This window comes from Klebsiella sp. P1954, assembly GCF_018199955.1.
Classification (GTDB): Bacteria; Pseudomonadota; Gammaproteobacteria; order Enterobacterales; family Enterobacteriaceae; genus Klebsiella; species Klebsiella pneumoniae.
The window spans coordinates 5,333,714-5,347,054 of sequence record NZ_CP073373.1 but is presented as its reverse complement, the minus strand read 5'-3'; the positions used below and the strand labels follow the sequence as shown (position 1 = coordinate 5,347,054).

Genomic DNA, 13,341 nt, shown 5'->3' with positions numbered 1-13,341 from the left:
ACGGGTTGTGCGAATCAAAGCTCTGGACGCAACAGTTTTATCACAATACCGTAGCATTCATAGCGGAGAAACGATCGTTTCACCCATTTTCTTGCACGCCGGACAGTTCACCGCGAAGGGGAGTTATCTCTTCGCCGCCCCTGGCCGCCCTGCAGACAGCGGAGTGAGGGAGAGAAAACGGTAATGCACAGCCACGATCTTATTTCGGTCTCGGTCGGGGAAATACGCCCCAACGGACAGGGAAATCTATCCATAATTTTGCAGGCGGCGGCCGGGGAAATATTACCGGCCTACTCCGCCGGGGCGCATATCGATATTATTATTCCCGGCGTCGGTCCGCGGCAGTATTCCCTGTGCGGCACGCCTGACCGCAGTAATACTTATGAAATTTGCGTCAGGCTGACTGACACCTCCACCGGCGGCTCACGCTATTTGCACCAGCAGCTCAAAGCCGGCGATCGGCTCGCCATTTCGCCGCCGCGCAACCATTTTCCCCTGCCGCAGGCCGGGCGCTACCTGCTGTTTGCCGGCGGTATCGGCATCACGCCTTTGCTGGCGATGGCTGAAGCGATTGCCGCCAGAAAGGGGGCGCAGGAGCTGCATTATTGTGTCGCCAGTTCGCGCCAGACGGCCTTCTCCCCGCGCCTGAACCAGCTGACTGCGAACGGCACGGTGGCCATTCACTGCAGCGAGGAAGGCGCGTCGTTTCGCCAGCGGGTCCCGGAATGCTTAACTGTGCCCCACCCTGATACCGTAGTAATAGCCTGCGGCCCGGAGGGTTTTATTCAGCGACTGCGGTCGGTCATGGAGGAATATCGCTGGTCGCCGTCGCAGTTCGTATTCGAGCGTTTTACTCCCGCGGCGGAAAATAATACTGCGGCGAAAAATGCGTTTTATATTGAGCTGGCCTCCAGCGGGCAGCGCCTGCAGGTCGCCGCGGATCAAACCATTGCTCAGGTATTACAGCACGCCGGGGTGGAGGTCATGCTCTCCTGTGAACAGGGAATGTGCGGCTCCTGTATTACCGGGGTCCTCGACGGGATCCCCGAGCACCGGGACAGCGTGCTGACGGCGGAAGAGAAAGCCGACAACGACCAGATCACGCTCTGCTGTTCGCGGGCAAAATCCCCGCTTCTGGTTTTGGATCTGTGAGGAGACTGACGATGACGTTCCCCTCCTCTTGCGCGCCGCTCGTCGGGATCAGCCGCGCCCGACTCCCGGCCTGGGCGCTGCCCGACGGCTGGCCGACGCGGGCCAACGGTGAGCCGCTGCTGGCGGACCTGGCCTTTCGCGACGGCCGGATTGCCGCACTGACCCCAACCGACCAGCCGACTCCCGGCCTGTGGGACCTGGCGGGAGCCCTGACGCTCCCCGGCCTGGTGGAACCCCATGCCCATCTGGACAAGACATTCACCATTGAACGCTGCCGTCCGGCGCAGGCCGGGCTGCTGGCGGCGATCCACGCTATGCACGAGGATCGCCGGCACTGGACCAGGGCGGATATTCAACGTCGGGCGTCCGCCGCGCTGGCCCGGGCGGCAGCGAATGGCGTGACCCATTTGCGCAGCCATGTCGACTGGTTTACCGCCGACGCGCCGGACGCCTGGCAGGAGATCGCCCGCCTCGATACCGTCGGCATCACCCTGGAGCGGGTGGCGCTGGTCCCGCTGCCCCTGTTTCGCGAGCCAGCGCAAGCGGAGGCCATCGCCCGGACGGTCGCCAACAGCGGAGAGCGCTGCCTGCTGGGCGGCTTCATCCACTCCTCCAACTGGGACGCCGCCGCCATGGAAAATCTGCTGTGCAGCGCGGCCCGCTGGGATCTGGATCTGGATTTGCATATTGATGAGGAGCTCAGCGAAGTGTCTCAGGGGCTGACCTGGCTGGCGGATCATCTCTCCCGCCACCCTTTTCCCGGACATATCTGCTGCAGCCACGGCTGCGCGCTGGCCGCCGGCAGCGACGAACAGGCGGCGCCGATCCTGCGCCAGCTGGCGGCGCACGGCGTCACCCTTATCGCTCTGCCGATGACCAACCTGCTGCTGCAGGATGCGACGTTCGGCCGCACGCCGCGCCAGCGGGGGATCACCCTGCTGCACGAGGCGCAGGCCGCCGGCGTGGCCACCCTGCTCGGCTGCGACAACGTGCAGGATGCCTTCTGCCCGGCGGGGAGCTATGACCCGCTGGACACCCTGGCCTGCGGTCTGTTCAGCGCTCAGCTCAGCGACCTGTTCGACCGGCAGTCGCGGCTGATCTGCGATCGCGCGGCGCTAACCGGTTCGCCGGCAGACGCGGCGCCCTTTGCCGTCGGGGCGGCGGCCAGCGTGGTGATTTTCCCGGGTAGCGACCGTTTTACCTGGCCTTTAAACAGCGCCGCCCGTCTGGTGGTTAACCACGGCAGGTTAACCCACCGACGCGTGTGGCAGGAGGAGATGGCACATGAGTCTTGAAGCAGGCGCCGGGGCGCCGCTGGCGCGGTATGCTGCCTGGCGCAGAGCCGGCGATTTTATCTTTCTCTCCGGCATTATTCCGGTCAATCCCCTGACCGGCGCCATCGTCAACGGCTTTCAGGATGTGCCTGAGCCGGTGCGGGAGCTGCTGGGGGCGACCGGCGAATTTTCAACCGATGCGAAACAGGGCCCGATCCTCGCCCAGAGCTGGTACGTCCTGGAGAGCATCCGCCGCACCGTGGCGTCCGCGGGAGGGCAGATGAGCGACGTTATCAAACTGGTGCAGTACTTTCGCAACCTTGACCATTTTCCCTATTACAGCCGGGTCAGGAAGCTGTTTTACCCCGACCAGCCGCCCGTTTCCACCGTGGTGCAGGTCAGCGAAATGCTGCCCGACGCCACGGTACTGATTGAAGTCGAAGCGACCGTCTGGTTACCCCCGTCATTTAACTCCGAGGCACCGCGATGATTAACGGTTACATTCCTGCCGCGCGCTTTCTTCCTTTTCTGAGCTGGACGGACGTGGCCGCCCTGCCGGATAAAAGCAATACGGTTATCGTCCTCCCCACCGGGGCGATCGAACAGCACGGCCCGCATTTGCCCTGCTCGGTGGACAGCGTGATATCTTCCGGCGTGGCGGGCCATGCCCTCGCCAGGCTGCCGGCGACGATCCCGGCCTACGCCATTCCGCCGATCGTCTACGGTAAGTCCGAGGAGCATCTGCATTTTCCCGGCACCCTGACCCTCAGCGGCGATACGCTGCTGCATACCCTGCTGGAGATCGCCGAATCTCTCTATCGGGCCGGTTTTCGCAAGCTGCTGATGATCAACGGCCACGGCGGCCAGCCGCAGATCCTGCAGATCGCCTGCCGGGAAATGCGCCTGCGCCACGGGGATTTCATCGCCATCCCCCACGACGTGTTCAACGTGCCCAACTGCGAAAAACAGTTTCTCAGCCCGCATGAACAGCGGATGGCGATGCACGCCGGGCATAGCGAAACGGCGCTGATGCTGGCGCTGGCGCCGGAGTGCGTCCATATGGAACGGGCCGTCGCTAATTTCCCCCCGGAATTCCCCTGCCCAACCCTGTCGAAAGGCCGTCCGGCGGCGGCGTGGGCGTCGTATGACTTTGGCCCCAGCGGGGTGATTGGCGACCCGACCCCGGCGACGCGGGAGCAAGGCGAAGGGCTTCTCGACTCCCTCGCCGCCAGCTGGGCGCAGGCGATCATCGAGATCCACCGCATGGCCTGGGTCGAACGTCGCGAACCGACCTGGGGCAAACAGCACTGGCACGGCTTTGTGCAGTCCCTACCACCTTCTTTCGCTGCTGAATCCAGGGAGCCCTGATGAATACCAGATTGACGCCCGTTTTTACCCTGCTGACCGTGGCCGCCCTCGCGACCTCAGCCTCCTGCTTCGCGGCGGAGAAGTTTACCTTTCTCACCAACTGGTATGCCCAGGCCGAGCACGGCGGGTTTTACCAGGCCCAGGCCACCGGGCTGTATCAACACGCCGGTCTCGATGTCGAAATTAAAATGGGCGGCCCGCAGATCAACGTCATGCAGCTGATGGCGGCCGGTCAGGCGGACTGCACCCTTGGCGACAACGGCCAGGCGCTGGAGACCTGGCAGGCCGGGGTGCACGCGGTGACCGTCGCCACCGTGTTCCAGCACTCGCCGACGGTGTTTATCACCCATGACAAGGTGGAGAACCCGGCGGAACTTAAAGACAAAACCTTCCTGCTCGCCACCGAGGCCTATACCTCCTTCTGGCCGTGGGCGAAAAGCGAGCTGGGTCTGGCTGGCAGCAAAGTGCGCCCCTATACCTTTAACGTTCAGCCGTTCCTCGCCGATAAAAACCTGGTGCAGCAGGGCTACGTGACCTCTGAGCCGTTCTCCGTCGCTAAAGGCGGGCAGCCGTTCTATGTCTATCCGCTCAGCGACTGGGGCTACCCGCCCTACGGCAACTCGATTATCTGTATGGCCGACACCATCCGCAAACGTCCGGCGGCGGTGGCGGCCTTCGTCAAAGCCTCCATGGAAGGCTGGAAAAGCTACCTGCAGGATCCCGCCCCCGGCAACAGCCTGATCGGTAAAGCAAATCCGCAAATGGGCGCCGAGCAGATCGCCTTTGGCATTGCCCAGATGAAGCAGTACCAGCTGGTGACCGGCGGCGATGCTAAGACCGGCGGCATCGGCATCATCACCGAGCCGCGGCTGAAGAAAACCTGGGACATGCTGGTGAAAAACAAACTGATCGACGCCAGCAAGGTGCCGTTTGAGCAGACTTACACCCTGGAGATGGTCAAAGACGCCGGAGTGATGCCATGAATACCGCCCCGAAACTGACCGTGATGAGCGATACCCGCTTTATACCCGCCGCTGCCACCCCGGCCATCGAGGTGCTGTCGGCGGAGAAAATCTACAGCAACGGCACCCGGGCGCTGCTGCCCGTCAACCTGACCATCAATCAGGGGGAGTTTATTACCCTGCTCGGCCCGTCCGGCTGCGGTAAAAGCACCCTGCTGAAGATGGTCGCCGGCCTGGTGGAGCCCAGCGACGGCAAGCTGATGCTGTGGCGGCGCGACAGTCGGGAAAAGGCCCAGCATCCGCTGTCGTTCGTCTTCCAGGAAGCCACCCTGATGCCGTGGAGCAGCGTGCGCAATAACGTCAGGCTGCCGCTGGATCTGGCCGGCGTGCCGCGGGCGGAGGGAAATACCCGGGTGAGTGAAGTCCTTGAGCTGGTGGGCCTCGGCAAGTTCGCCGACGTCCTGCCGCGCGAACTCTCCGGCGGCATGCAAATGCGCGTCTCCATCGCCCGCGGCCTGGTCACCCGACCAAAGCTGCTGCTGATGGATGAGCCCTTCGGCGCGCTGGATGAAATTACGCGTAACAAACTCGACAGCGACCTGCTGCGTCTCTGGCAGGAGCAAAACCTGACGGTAGTGTTCGTCACCCACTCGATCCACGAAGCGGTGTTTCTCTCCCAGCGGGTGATCATGATGGCGGCCCGTCCCGGACGGGTGGTCGAAGATATCCCCATCCGCGAGCCGTTCCCGCGCAGCGAGGCGTTCCGCGTCAGCCCGGCCTTTTCCCTGTATGCCCGTCAGCTGCAGGACAGTCTGTTGCAGGCCAGCCAGTCCGGTATGGAGTCATAATATGAAAAATACAACCGCAACGCCGTGGATCCAGCATCCGCGTTTTCTCAAAATTCTCTATCCGACCCTCGTCGCGGTGGCGATGGTGCTCCTGTGGCAGGGCGCGGTGAGCTATTTCCGTATCCCGGCCTTTCTGGTGCCGTCGCCGCTGGTGATGCTGGAAAGCCTGTGGACGCATCTCACGCCGCTGCTGCTGGCGCTGCTGTTCACCCTCAAGATCACCCTGATCTCGTTTCTACTGTCGATTGTCATCGGCGCCGCGGTGGCGTTTATCCTGGTGCAGAACCGCTTTGTGGAAACCGCCCTGTTTCCCTACATCGTGTTTTTGCAGGTGACGCCGATCGTCGCCATCGCCCCGCTGATCATCATCTGGGTGAAGGATGCCACCCTCTCGCTGGTGGTGTGCGCCACCCTGATGGCGGTCTTCCCCATCATCTCCAATACCACCCAAGGACTGCGCAGCGTCTCCCCCGGCCTGCTGAGCTATTTTCGCCTCAATCACGCCAGCCGCTGGCAAACGCTGGTGCGGCTGCGTATCCCCTCGGCGCTGCCCTATTTCTTCGGCGCGCTGCGTATTTCCAGTGGGCTGTCGCTGATTGGCGCGGTGGTGGCGGAGTTTGTCGCCGGGACCGGCGGGACCAATACCGGACTGGCCTATCAGATCCTGCAGGCCGGCTACCAGCTGGATATCCCGCTGATGTTTGCCGCGCTGCTGCTGATCTCTCTCGCCGGTATCGCGCTGTTTGGCGTGATGTCCTGGGTTTCGCGCCGGGCGCTTAGCGCCTGGCATGAAAGCGAAGCCGTGCAATCTCATTAATGTTCTGCTGACGAACAGGAAAAAGAATGATGACTGATGAACAGCGTCAACACGCGGTCGCGGCGATCCAGCAGGCACTCCCGGCGCTGGAGTGGACCTTACAGCCGGCGAAGATCAAACGGCTCTCCCGCGATTTTCACTGGTTCAGTCCGCTACTCACCGAGCAACTGGCGGGGAAACAGGCGGACGCGGTGGTTCGCCCGCGCGATGAAGAGGAGCTGCGCCAGCTGGTCTCCGCCTGCGCGCAGCTCCAGCTGCCGCTGACCCTGCGCGGCAGCGCCACCGGCAACTATGGCCAACTGGTCCCCCTCGAAGGCGGGCTGCTGGTGGATATGACCGGGCTCAACCAGATCGTCGCCCTCGGCAACGGCACAGTGAGGGCCCAGGCCGGCATTCGCCTGGCGGACATCGAAACCGCCGCCCGCCAGACGGGCTGGGAGCTGCGCTGTATGCCGTCGACCTATCGACTGGCGAGCCTGGGCGGTCTCTACGGCGGCGGGTTCGGCGGCATCGGCTCCATCAACTATGGGCCGCTGGCTGCGCCCGGCAATGTGCTCAGCGTCAAAGTAATGACCGTCGAGCCGGTCCCCCGCGTGCTGACCGTCCCGGCTCCCGAAGCGCTGCTCCTGCATCACGCCTACGGCACCAACGGCATTATCCTGGAGGTTGAGCTGGCGCTGGCGCCTGCGCACCAGTGGATTGAACGCCTGGACGTGTTTGACGATTTCGCCGATGCGCTGAACTATGCCAACGCCTGCGTCCGCTCGCCGGGGTTGGTGAAGCGCCAGGTGGCGCTGCTGGCCACGCCGATCGCTGACTATTTTAGCCACCTCAAGGATCGTTACCGCGCCGGGCAGCATGCGGTTATCAGCCTGATCGCCGAGGAGAGCGAAGGACTCTGCGCCAGCCTGTTACCGCGCCATCGCGGGAGCAACGCCATCCGGCAGGCCAGCGAGGAGGCCCGGACGCGCAACGGCTCGTTAATGGAATACTGCTGGAACCACACCACCCTGCATGCGCTCAAGGTGGACAATACGCTGACCTATCTGCAGACGGCGTTTGATCCGCTGCGCTATCCGCAGCAAATTTTACAGATGGAGCAGCACTTCGCCGGGGAGGTGATGTCCCATATTGAATTCCTGCGCGATATCGAGGGCAATCTCACCGCCAGCGGTCTGCAGCTGGTGCGCTATACCACGCCCGAACGTCTTAACGCCATCATGCAGATATTTCGCGACAACGACGTCAAGATTAACAACCCCCACGTGCTGCAGGTTGAGGACGGCAAACAGGGCGTGATTCGTCCCGACGTCGTGGCGGTGAAACAGTCTCTCGACCCGGCGGGATTGCTTAACCCCGGCAAGCTGCGCGGCTGGGCGCTGCGCGACCAGCTGGAACTCGACAGCAACCCGCTGACGCGGGCCACCCGCGAAAGCCCCACGACCTGATGGTCCCCGGTCCGGTTGGGCGCTAACGGGTCGCTGGCCCGTTGCCGCCCAACCTCATCCTGCGCCGGACAGTCCCGCCATATGGACGATAAGGCCCACCGCGGCGGCGGCGGCCATCGGCACCAGCCACAGCAGTATCCCGGCGCTGGTGCTGTTCGCCCTGATGGAATGGGGCCACCAGCACGTGCTGCATAGCGCGTCGCATATTGCATTGGTGGACAGCGCCAGCGGCGAGACTGTCCATCCGGGGTTCGTCACCGCCAGCGGCAGCGTGGCGAGCCCCAGCGCGCTACAGATCGTCAAAGCCGGTACCCATGCCGAAACCTGAAGAATGTATTCCTGGCACTGCTTGCCGGACGCGCGGCCTCGCCATTTTCGACCGGCCACAAAAGCCCTGGGATAGGATGAAATCTGGCTGGAAACGCGCCAGTGAAGAAAGGATATCGTCAGACGGGCAGCAGCCCCCTGCTGCCCGCCTGACGTGTGAGCGGCGTTAATTCACCCGCGCAGGCAAGGTAATTTGCTGCAGGGCATTCGCCATATTAATCTGAATCAGCTCTTTAAGACCTTCGCGCTTAATAAACTGGCTCCGGTGCTTACTTTTCACCTCTTCAATACTCTTTTTGATCTCTTGCGCCGGCAGTTTATACCAGCCGCGAGCTTGTTTCTCACCGCCCATTTCCAGCCACAGCGATGAATAACTGGCTTTCACCAGATCGCTTTTCACGTGGTAATCAGAATCGATGGCGTAGACCGTGGAGATGTTGAAATATCGCAGCAAACCATACAGCACGCTCATGATGATATTTTTCGGCCGCGCGCCATGCAGCTCTTTAGTCAGCACCTTCACTTCGTCATTGGTGATATCTTTCCCGCCCTGGATGCCGCCGATATAAGCGCGGCCATCGTCGGTGCAGGAAAAACAGACGCTATAGACGCGCCGGTCGCCAAGAAACAGCTGCAGCATCAGCTCCCCTTCCTCCTGAAACGGCGAGGCCAGCAGCTTAACGTCAAGCTTATCGCCATTTTTCAAGGGAATAGAAAACATCTCTCGGCCAAAATCCGCGACATTGTAGAGCTGCGGCAGGACATCAGGGTGAAACGTTTTCTCGATGAAATTCAGTGAACCATGGGCAATATCCAGTTTGCGTCGTTTTGACAGCCGTTTATTGAGATACGCTTTAAACGGTTTATCCTCAAAAGGCACCAGTCCTTTGGTCACCGCGGTCAACCGCGCGCACTGATATTTCGCACAAAGTCCTTGATATTCTCTGTATTTACCTCCTGCGAGCGAGAGCTCTCTGCATTTTCGTAAAATTTTTTTATAGCTTATTTTGACCTGACCGATCACTTTATTATGTTTACGCCATTCTTTGATGGCGCCTGCAACAGTATGTTCCATTGATTAAGATCCATAGATTCATCCATAATCGCGGCCATATTAACATAAAAGCGTTTCGTCAACGCTTAATTACTCCTTCGTTGTCCTTTCATTTAATATTTAGGCAGGAAATTATCCTGGCGACGTTATTTGTCGCTAAACTTATTCTGTCAACGATTATTTATGGTAGGTAACGCCCTCCGCTCAGCGACTTAACGCTCTGTGCCTTCGGCGCGAAGCGCGGCTACATCCGCTGGCGGTTATGCCCTATACTTGACCCTGATTCAAAACCAGTAACGATAGGTAACTTATGGAAATAGATCTCGACAACCTGGTCTTCAGCGGCCTGGATGAAGCGGAAGAGCGCAACGCGGAGCGTCTGGAAGAAGCGGACAAAAAAGCCCAGGCGATCGTTGCCGACGACGACTGCGGCGACGCCTGCAAAATCTGATTGTCAAACCGGCCAGCAGGCCGGTTTTTTTTTGACGCCCACACCTTCAGGTGGGTAAAAACCCTTTCAGCGTATCCAGCAGCGCCTGCGCCGCCTTCGACAGCGGCAGATGTCCGGCATGGATCGCGCCGACGCACTTCTCAATCGGCGGATCGCTGAGCGGGATGCAGACGGCGCCCAACGATGCCATCTGCGTTTTACACAGCGCCGGCACCGCGCTGCCCCCCAGGCCGCTGGCCACCATCCTCCCCACCGTCACCAGCTGATGACTCTCCAGCGCCACGTCCAGCTGACGTCCGCTGCGCGCCAGCGCCTCCTCCAGCATCAGGCGTACCGCCGAGGGGCGCTGCAGGGTAATAAAGTCGAGGGTCAACAGCTCCTGCCAGGAGAGCTGCTTTTTCTTCGCCAGCGGGGATTGTTGGGGAACAATCGCCACGAAGCGGTCCACCGCCAGCGGGGTAAACAGCAGGTTGTGGTTGGGCGATGGCTCGAAAGCGATGCCCATCTCCACCCGCCCCTCGCGCACCATCTCGATCACCTGCTCATTAATCACGTCATGCACCGTAACGTTCACCCCGGCATAGCGGTCGCGGAAGGCTTTCAGCGCCTCCGGCAGAACGTTGGCGGCAAACGACGGCATCGCGGCGACCGAAATTTTACCCCGCTGCAGGGTAAAGCTCTGACGCATGGCCTCCTCGACGTTATCCCAGTCGGCCAGCAGCTGACGGGCCATCGGCAGAAAGAGTTCCCCCTCCTGGGTGAGGGTCACTTTGCGGGTGCTGCGCTGCAGCAGCGCGCCGCCCAGCGCCTCCTCCAACCCTTTGATGGTCAGGCTGAGAGCTGGCTGCGACAGATTCAGCCTTTCGCTGGCGTGGGCGAAATTCAGAGTGTGAGCTACCGCTAAAAACGCGCGTAACTGTTTGACACTCATTCTCATTTTTCTTCCTGTTAACTAATTGAAAAAAATTAGTTAACAGGAAATTAATTAAAATTCCAAATGAGTGAGTCACAAATTCAAAATTATCAAATCAGTCGCCTGCGCCAATGATAAGGCTATCGCAAGGCAGGAGAGACAAGATGGCAGGACTGGATAAACGCGTCGCCAGTTACGAAGCGGCGCTGGAAGGGTTAACGGACGGCATGACGCTGCTCGCCGGCGGCTTCGGCCTGTGCGGCATTCCCGAGAACTTGATCGCCGAGGTGCAGCGTCGCCAGGTGCAGGGGCTGACGGTGGTCTCCAACAACTGCGGGGTCGACGGTTTCGGTCTCGGCATGCTGCTGGAGTCGCGCCAGGTCAGCAAGGTGGTGGCCTCTTACGTCGGGGAAAACGCGCTGTTTGAACAGCTGGTGCTGAGCGGCGAGCTGGCGGTAGAACTCACCCCGCAGGGAACGCTGGCGGAAAAAATCCGCGCCGGCGGCGCCGGCATCCCCGGCTTTTACACCGCCACCGGGTATGGCACCCCGGTCGCCGAAGGCAAAGAGGTGCGCCAGTTCGACGGAAGACACTACATCCTTGAAGAGGCGATCCGCGGCGATTTCGCGCTGGTCAAAGGCTGGAAAGCCGACTGGTACGGCAACGTGGTCTATCGCCACACCGCGCAGAATTTCAACCCGCTGATGGCCACCGCCGGGCGCATTACGGTGGTGGAGGTGGAAGAGATTGTGCCGCCGGGCGAACTGCCCCCCTCCGCCATCCATACTCCGGGGATCTATGTCGACCGGCTGATCGTCGGGCAATTCGAAAAACGTATTGAACAGCGCCCCCTGCGCGCCGGAGGGCACTGAGATGCTGACCCGTGAACAAATGGCGATGCGCGTCGCCCAGGAGCTGCGCGATGGCGACTACGTCAACCTCGGGATCGGTATCCCGACGCTGGTGGCCAACTACATTCCCGCCGGCATTGAAGTGATGCTCCAGTCGGAGAACGGCCTGCTGGGGATGGGCGAATTTCCCGATGAGGAAACCATCGACGCCGACATGATTAACGCCGGTAAACAAACCGTCACCGCGCAAACCGGGGCGGCGATCTTCGATTCCGCCCAGTCGTTCGCCATGATCCGCGGCGGCCACGTCGACCTGACCGTTCTTGGCGCCTTTGAGGTCGACGTCGCGGGCAACATCGCCTCATGGATGATCCCTGGAAAAATGGTCAAGGGGATGGGCGGCGCCATGGACCTGGTGGCCGGCGCGCAGAACATCATCGTGGTGATGACCCACGCCTCAAAAAACGGCGAATCCAAACTGCTGCCGCAGTGCACCCTGCCGCTCACCGGCGTGGGCTGTATTCGCCGGGTACTCACCGACCTGGCCCTGCTGGAGATTGTCGACGGCGCGTTTGTCCTGCGCGAAGTGGCCCCGGGGGTCAGCCCCGACGAGGTGATACGTAAAACGGCGGGACGGCTGATCGTCGCCGACGACGTGCGCGAAATGCGCTTCAGTTAAGGAGAGACCATGACCGATATTGCCATTGTTGCTGCAGTACGCACCCCGGTAGGCAGCTTTCGCGGCGCCTTCGCCCCTCTTTCCGCCGTCGACCTCGGCGCGGCGGTGGTGCGCGGCCTGCTTGAACGCTGCCAGCTGCCTGCCGCAGCGGTCGACGAACTAATTTTCGGCCAGGTGCTTACCGCCGGCTGCGGGCAGAACCCGGCGCGCCAGACCGCGCTGCGGGCCGGCCTGCCGGTCGACACTCCGGCGGTCACCGTCAATCTGGTGTGCGGCTCCGGACTGAAAGCGGTTCAGCAAGCGGTGCAGGCGATCCGCTGCGGCGACGCCGGGATCGTTATCGCCGGCGGCCAGGAGAGCATGAGCAATGCTCCCTATCTGATGCATGGCGCCCGCGACGGCCTGCGTTTCGGCCACGCCAGCCTGCAGGACAGCATGATCCAGGACGGCCTGTGGGACGCCTTTAACGACTACCACATGGGCATTACCGCCGAGAACCTCGCCGACGCCTTCGACATCAGCCGCGAGCGCCAGGACGCCTTCGCCGCCAGCTCCCAGCGCAAAGCGGCGGCTGCTATCGCCGCCGGGCGCTTTCGCGAGGAGATCGTTCCGGTCAGCGTCCCGCAGGGCAAAAAGCCGCCGCGAGTCGTGACTGACGATGAGCAACCGCGCCCGGAGACCAGCGAGCAGCAGCTGGCCCAGCTGCGCCCGGCGTTTCGCCCGGCTGACGGCAGCGTCACCGCCGGGAATGCCTCGTCGCTGAACGACGGCGCCGCGGCGGTCCTGCTGATGCGCGTCGATAAAGCGCGCGAGCTTGGGCTGCCGGTGCTGGCGCGCATTGTCAGCTCAGCGGTCGCCGGGGTCGACCCGTCGGTGATGGGCATCGGCCCGGTGAGCGCCTGCCGCCAGGCGCTGCAGCGCGCCGGCTGGACGCTGGACGAGGTGGACCTTATCGAAGCGAACGAGGCTTTTGCCGTCCAGGCGCTGGCCGTCGGTCAGTTGCTTGAGTGGGATAGCGAGAAGGTCAACGTCAACGGCGGCGCCATCGCCCTGGGCCATCCCATCGGCGCCTCCGGCTGCCGGATCCTCGTTAGCCTGGTGCATGAGATGCAGCGCCGGGGCGCCAGCAAAGGGCTGGCCACCCTGTGCGTCGGCGGCGGCCAGGGCATCGCCATGACCCTTCAACGTTAACAGGAG

The 13,341-nt window shown here is 61.9% G+C and carries 15 protein-coding genes; 13 read left to right on the top strand and 2 right to left on the bottom strand.

Annotated elements, in window-relative coordinates; translation table 11 throughout:
- Positions 1-183 precede the first annotated feature (183 nt).
- The 9 genes from KB890_RS25710 (at position 184) to KB890_RS25670 (ending at position 8,197) form a co-directional block, all read left to right on the top strand.
- On the top strand, positions 184-1,152 hold the full coding sequence (locus tag KB890_RS25710; RefSeq protein ID WP_004180239.1) for a PDR/VanB family oxidoreductase: 969 nt from the start codon (positions 184-186) through the stop codon (positions 1,150-1,152).
- 11 nt (positions 1,153-1,163) lie between these two features.
- A complete protein-coding gene (locus tag KB890_RS25705; protein WP_004180242.1) occupies positions 1,164-2,447 on the top strand; it encodes an amidohydrolase family protein in 1,284 nt (427 codons plus the stop codon).
- Positions 2,437-2,916 carry a RidA family protein gene (locus tag KB890_RS25700; protein ID WP_004180244.1) on the top strand — a complete coding sequence of 160 codons (480 nt, stop codon included), beginning with the start codon at positions 2,437-2,439 and terminating at the stop codon, positions 2,914-2,916. The genes KB890_RS25705 and KB890_RS25700 overlap by 11 nt, the downstream gene beginning before the upstream one ends.
- Positions 2,913-3,794, top strand: a complete 882-nt coding sequence (locus KB890_RS25695) for a creatininase family protein (protein WP_004151186.1) — start codon at positions 2,913-2,915, stop codon at positions 3,792-3,794. The genes KB890_RS25700 and KB890_RS25695 overlap by 4 nt, the downstream gene beginning before the upstream one ends.
- Complete coding sequence (locus tag KB890_RS25690; protein WP_002908130.1) at positions 3,794-4,777, top strand: ABC transporter substrate-binding protein; 984 nt, start codon at positions 3,794-3,796, stop codon at positions 4,775-4,777. The genes KB890_RS25695 and KB890_RS25690 overlap by 1 nt, the downstream gene beginning before the upstream one ends.
- Positions 4,774-5,604 carry an ABC transporter ATP-binding protein gene (locus tag KB890_RS25685; protein WP_004180245.1) on the top strand — a complete coding sequence of 277 codons (831 nt, stop codon included), beginning with the start codon at positions 4,774-4,776 and terminating at the stop codon, positions 5,602-5,604. Before KB890_RS25690 ends, KB890_RS25685 begins: the two co-directional genes overlap by 4 nt.
- A gap of 1 nt (position 5,605) precedes the next feature.
- Positions 5,606-6,421 (top strand): ABC transporter permease, encoded by an 816-nt coding sequence (locus tag KB890_RS25680; protein ID WP_002908134.1) that lies wholly within the window; start codon positions 5,606-5,608, stop codon positions 6,419-6,421.
- A gap of 26 nt (positions 6,422-6,447) precedes the next feature.
- Complete coding sequence (locus KB890_RS25675; RefSeq protein WP_020323795.1) at positions 6,448-7,869, top strand: FAD-binding oxidoreductase; 1,422 nt, start codon at positions 6,448-6,450, stop codon at positions 7,867-7,869.
- Positions 7,870-7,948: 79 nt separating this feature from the next.
- Complete coding sequence (locus KB890_RS25670; protein WP_031280626.1) at positions 7,949-8,197, top strand: hypothetical protein; 249 nt, start codon at positions 7,949-7,951, stop codon at positions 8,195-8,197.
- A 165-nt stretch (positions 8,198-8,362) separates the two neighbouring features.
- Here the strand turns inward: KB890_RS25670 and KB890_RS25665 are convergent, their stop codons facing one another.
- The gene (locus tag KB890_RS25665; protein WP_004180248.1) at positions 8,363-9,271 is read right to left on the bottom strand and encodes a DUF535 family protein; all 909 of its coding nucleotides are present in this window, start codon (positions 9,269-9,271) and stop codon (positions 8,363-8,365) included.
- A 289-nt stretch (positions 9,272-9,560) separates the two neighbouring features.
- Between KB890_RS25665 and KB890_RS25660 the strand changes: the two genes are divergently transcribed.
- Positions 9,561-9,701: a hypothetical protein gene (locus KB890_RS25660; RefSeq protein ID WP_002908189.1), complete on the top strand. Its 141-nt coding sequence runs from the start codon at positions 9,561-9,563 to the stop codon at positions 9,699-9,701.
- 46 nt (positions 9,702-9,747) lie between these two features.
- Here KB890_RS25660 and KB890_RS25655 read toward each other — a convergent pair whose 3' ends face one another.
- The gene (locus KB890_RS25655) at positions 9,748-10,638 is read right to left on the bottom strand and encodes a LysR family transcriptional regulator (RefSeq protein WP_004180250.1); all 891 of its coding nucleotides are present in this window, start codon (positions 10,636-10,638) and stop codon (positions 9,748-9,750) included.
- A 140-nt stretch (positions 10,639-10,778) separates the two neighbouring features.
- Between KB890_RS25655 and KB890_RS25650 the strand changes: the two genes are divergently transcribed.
- Genes KB890_RS25650 through KB890_RS25640 form a run of 3 tightly spaced genes read left to right on the top strand, consistent with a single transcriptional unit; the run spans position 10,779 to position 13,335 of the window.
- A complete protein-coding gene (locus KB890_RS25650; protein WP_022631214.1) occupies positions 10,779-11,486 on the top strand; it encodes a CoA transferase subunit A in 708 nt (235 codons plus the stop codon).
- 1 nt (position 11,487) lies between these two features.
- Positions 11,488-12,144 (top strand): CoA transferase subunit B, encoded by a 657-nt coding sequence (locus tag KB890_RS25645; protein ID WP_002908192.1) that lies wholly within the window; start codon positions 11,488-11,490, stop codon positions 12,142-12,144.
- A gap of 9 nt (positions 12,145-12,153) precedes the next feature.
- Positions 12,154-13,335, top strand: a complete 1,182-nt coding sequence (locus tag KB890_RS25640) for an acetyl-CoA C-acetyltransferase (RefSeq protein ID WP_004151182.1) — start codon at positions 12,154-12,156, stop codon at positions 13,333-13,335.
- The last annotated feature ends 6 nt before the right edge of the window (positions 13,336-13,341 follow it).

What these genes read in the sequence shown, in the direction of transcription:
- KB890_RS25710 (WP_004180239.1), top strand. Translation starts at nt 184, where the DNA reads ATGCACAGCCACGATCTTATTTCGGTCTCGGTCGGGGAAATACGCCCC.
- KB890_RS25705 (WP_004180242.1), top strand. Translation starts at nt 1,164, where the DNA reads ATGACGTTCCCCTCCTCTTGCGCGCCGCTCGTCGGGATCAGCCGCGCC.
- KB890_RS25700 (WP_004180244.1), top strand. Translation starts at nt 2,437, where the DNA reads ATGAGTCTTGAAGCAGGCGCCGGGGCGCCGCTGGCGCGGTATGCTGCC.
- KB890_RS25695 (WP_004151186.1), top strand. Translation starts at nt 2,913, where the DNA reads ATGATTAACGGTTACATTCCTGCCGCGCGCTTTCTTCCTTTTCTGAGC.
- KB890_RS25690 (WP_002908130.1), top strand. Translation starts at nt 3,794, where the DNA reads ATGAATACCAGATTGACGCCCGTTTTTACCCTGCTGACCGTGGCCGCC.
- KB890_RS25685 (WP_004180245.1), top strand. Translation starts at nt 4,774, where the DNA reads ATGAATACCGCCCCGAAACTGACCGTGATGAGCGATACCCGCTTTATA.
- KB890_RS25680 (WP_002908134.1), top strand. Translation starts at nt 5,606, where the DNA reads ATGAAAAATACAACCGCAACGCCGTGGATCCAGCATCCGCGTTTTCTC.
- KB890_RS25675 (WP_020323795.1), top strand. Translation starts at nt 6,448, where the DNA reads ATGATGACTGATGAACAGCGTCAACACGCGGTCGCGGCGATCCAGCAG.
- KB890_RS25665 (WP_004180248.1), bottom strand. Translation starts at nt 9,271, where the DNA reads ATGGAACATACTGTTGCAGGCGCCATCAAAGAATGGCGTAAACATAAT.
- KB890_RS25660 (WP_002908189.1), top strand. Translation starts at nt 9,561, where the DNA reads ATGGAAATAGATCTCGACAACCTGGTCTTCAGCGGCCTGGATGAAGCG.
- KB890_RS25655 (WP_004180250.1), bottom strand. Translation starts at nt 10,638, where the DNA reads ATGAGAATGAGTGTCAAACAGTTACGCGCGTTTTTAGCGGTAGCTCAC.
- KB890_RS25650 (WP_022631214.1), top strand. Translation starts at nt 10,779, where the DNA reads ATGGCAGGACTGGATAAACGCGTCGCCAGTTACGAAGCGGCGCTGGAA.
- KB890_RS25645 (WP_002908192.1), top strand. Translation starts at nt 11,488, where the DNA reads ATGCTGACCCGTGAACAAATGGCGATGCGCGTCGCCCAGGAGCTGCGC.
- KB890_RS25640 (WP_004151182.1), top strand. Translation starts at nt 12,154, where the DNA reads ATGACCGATATTGCCATTGTTGCTGCAGTACGCACCCCGGTAGGCAGC.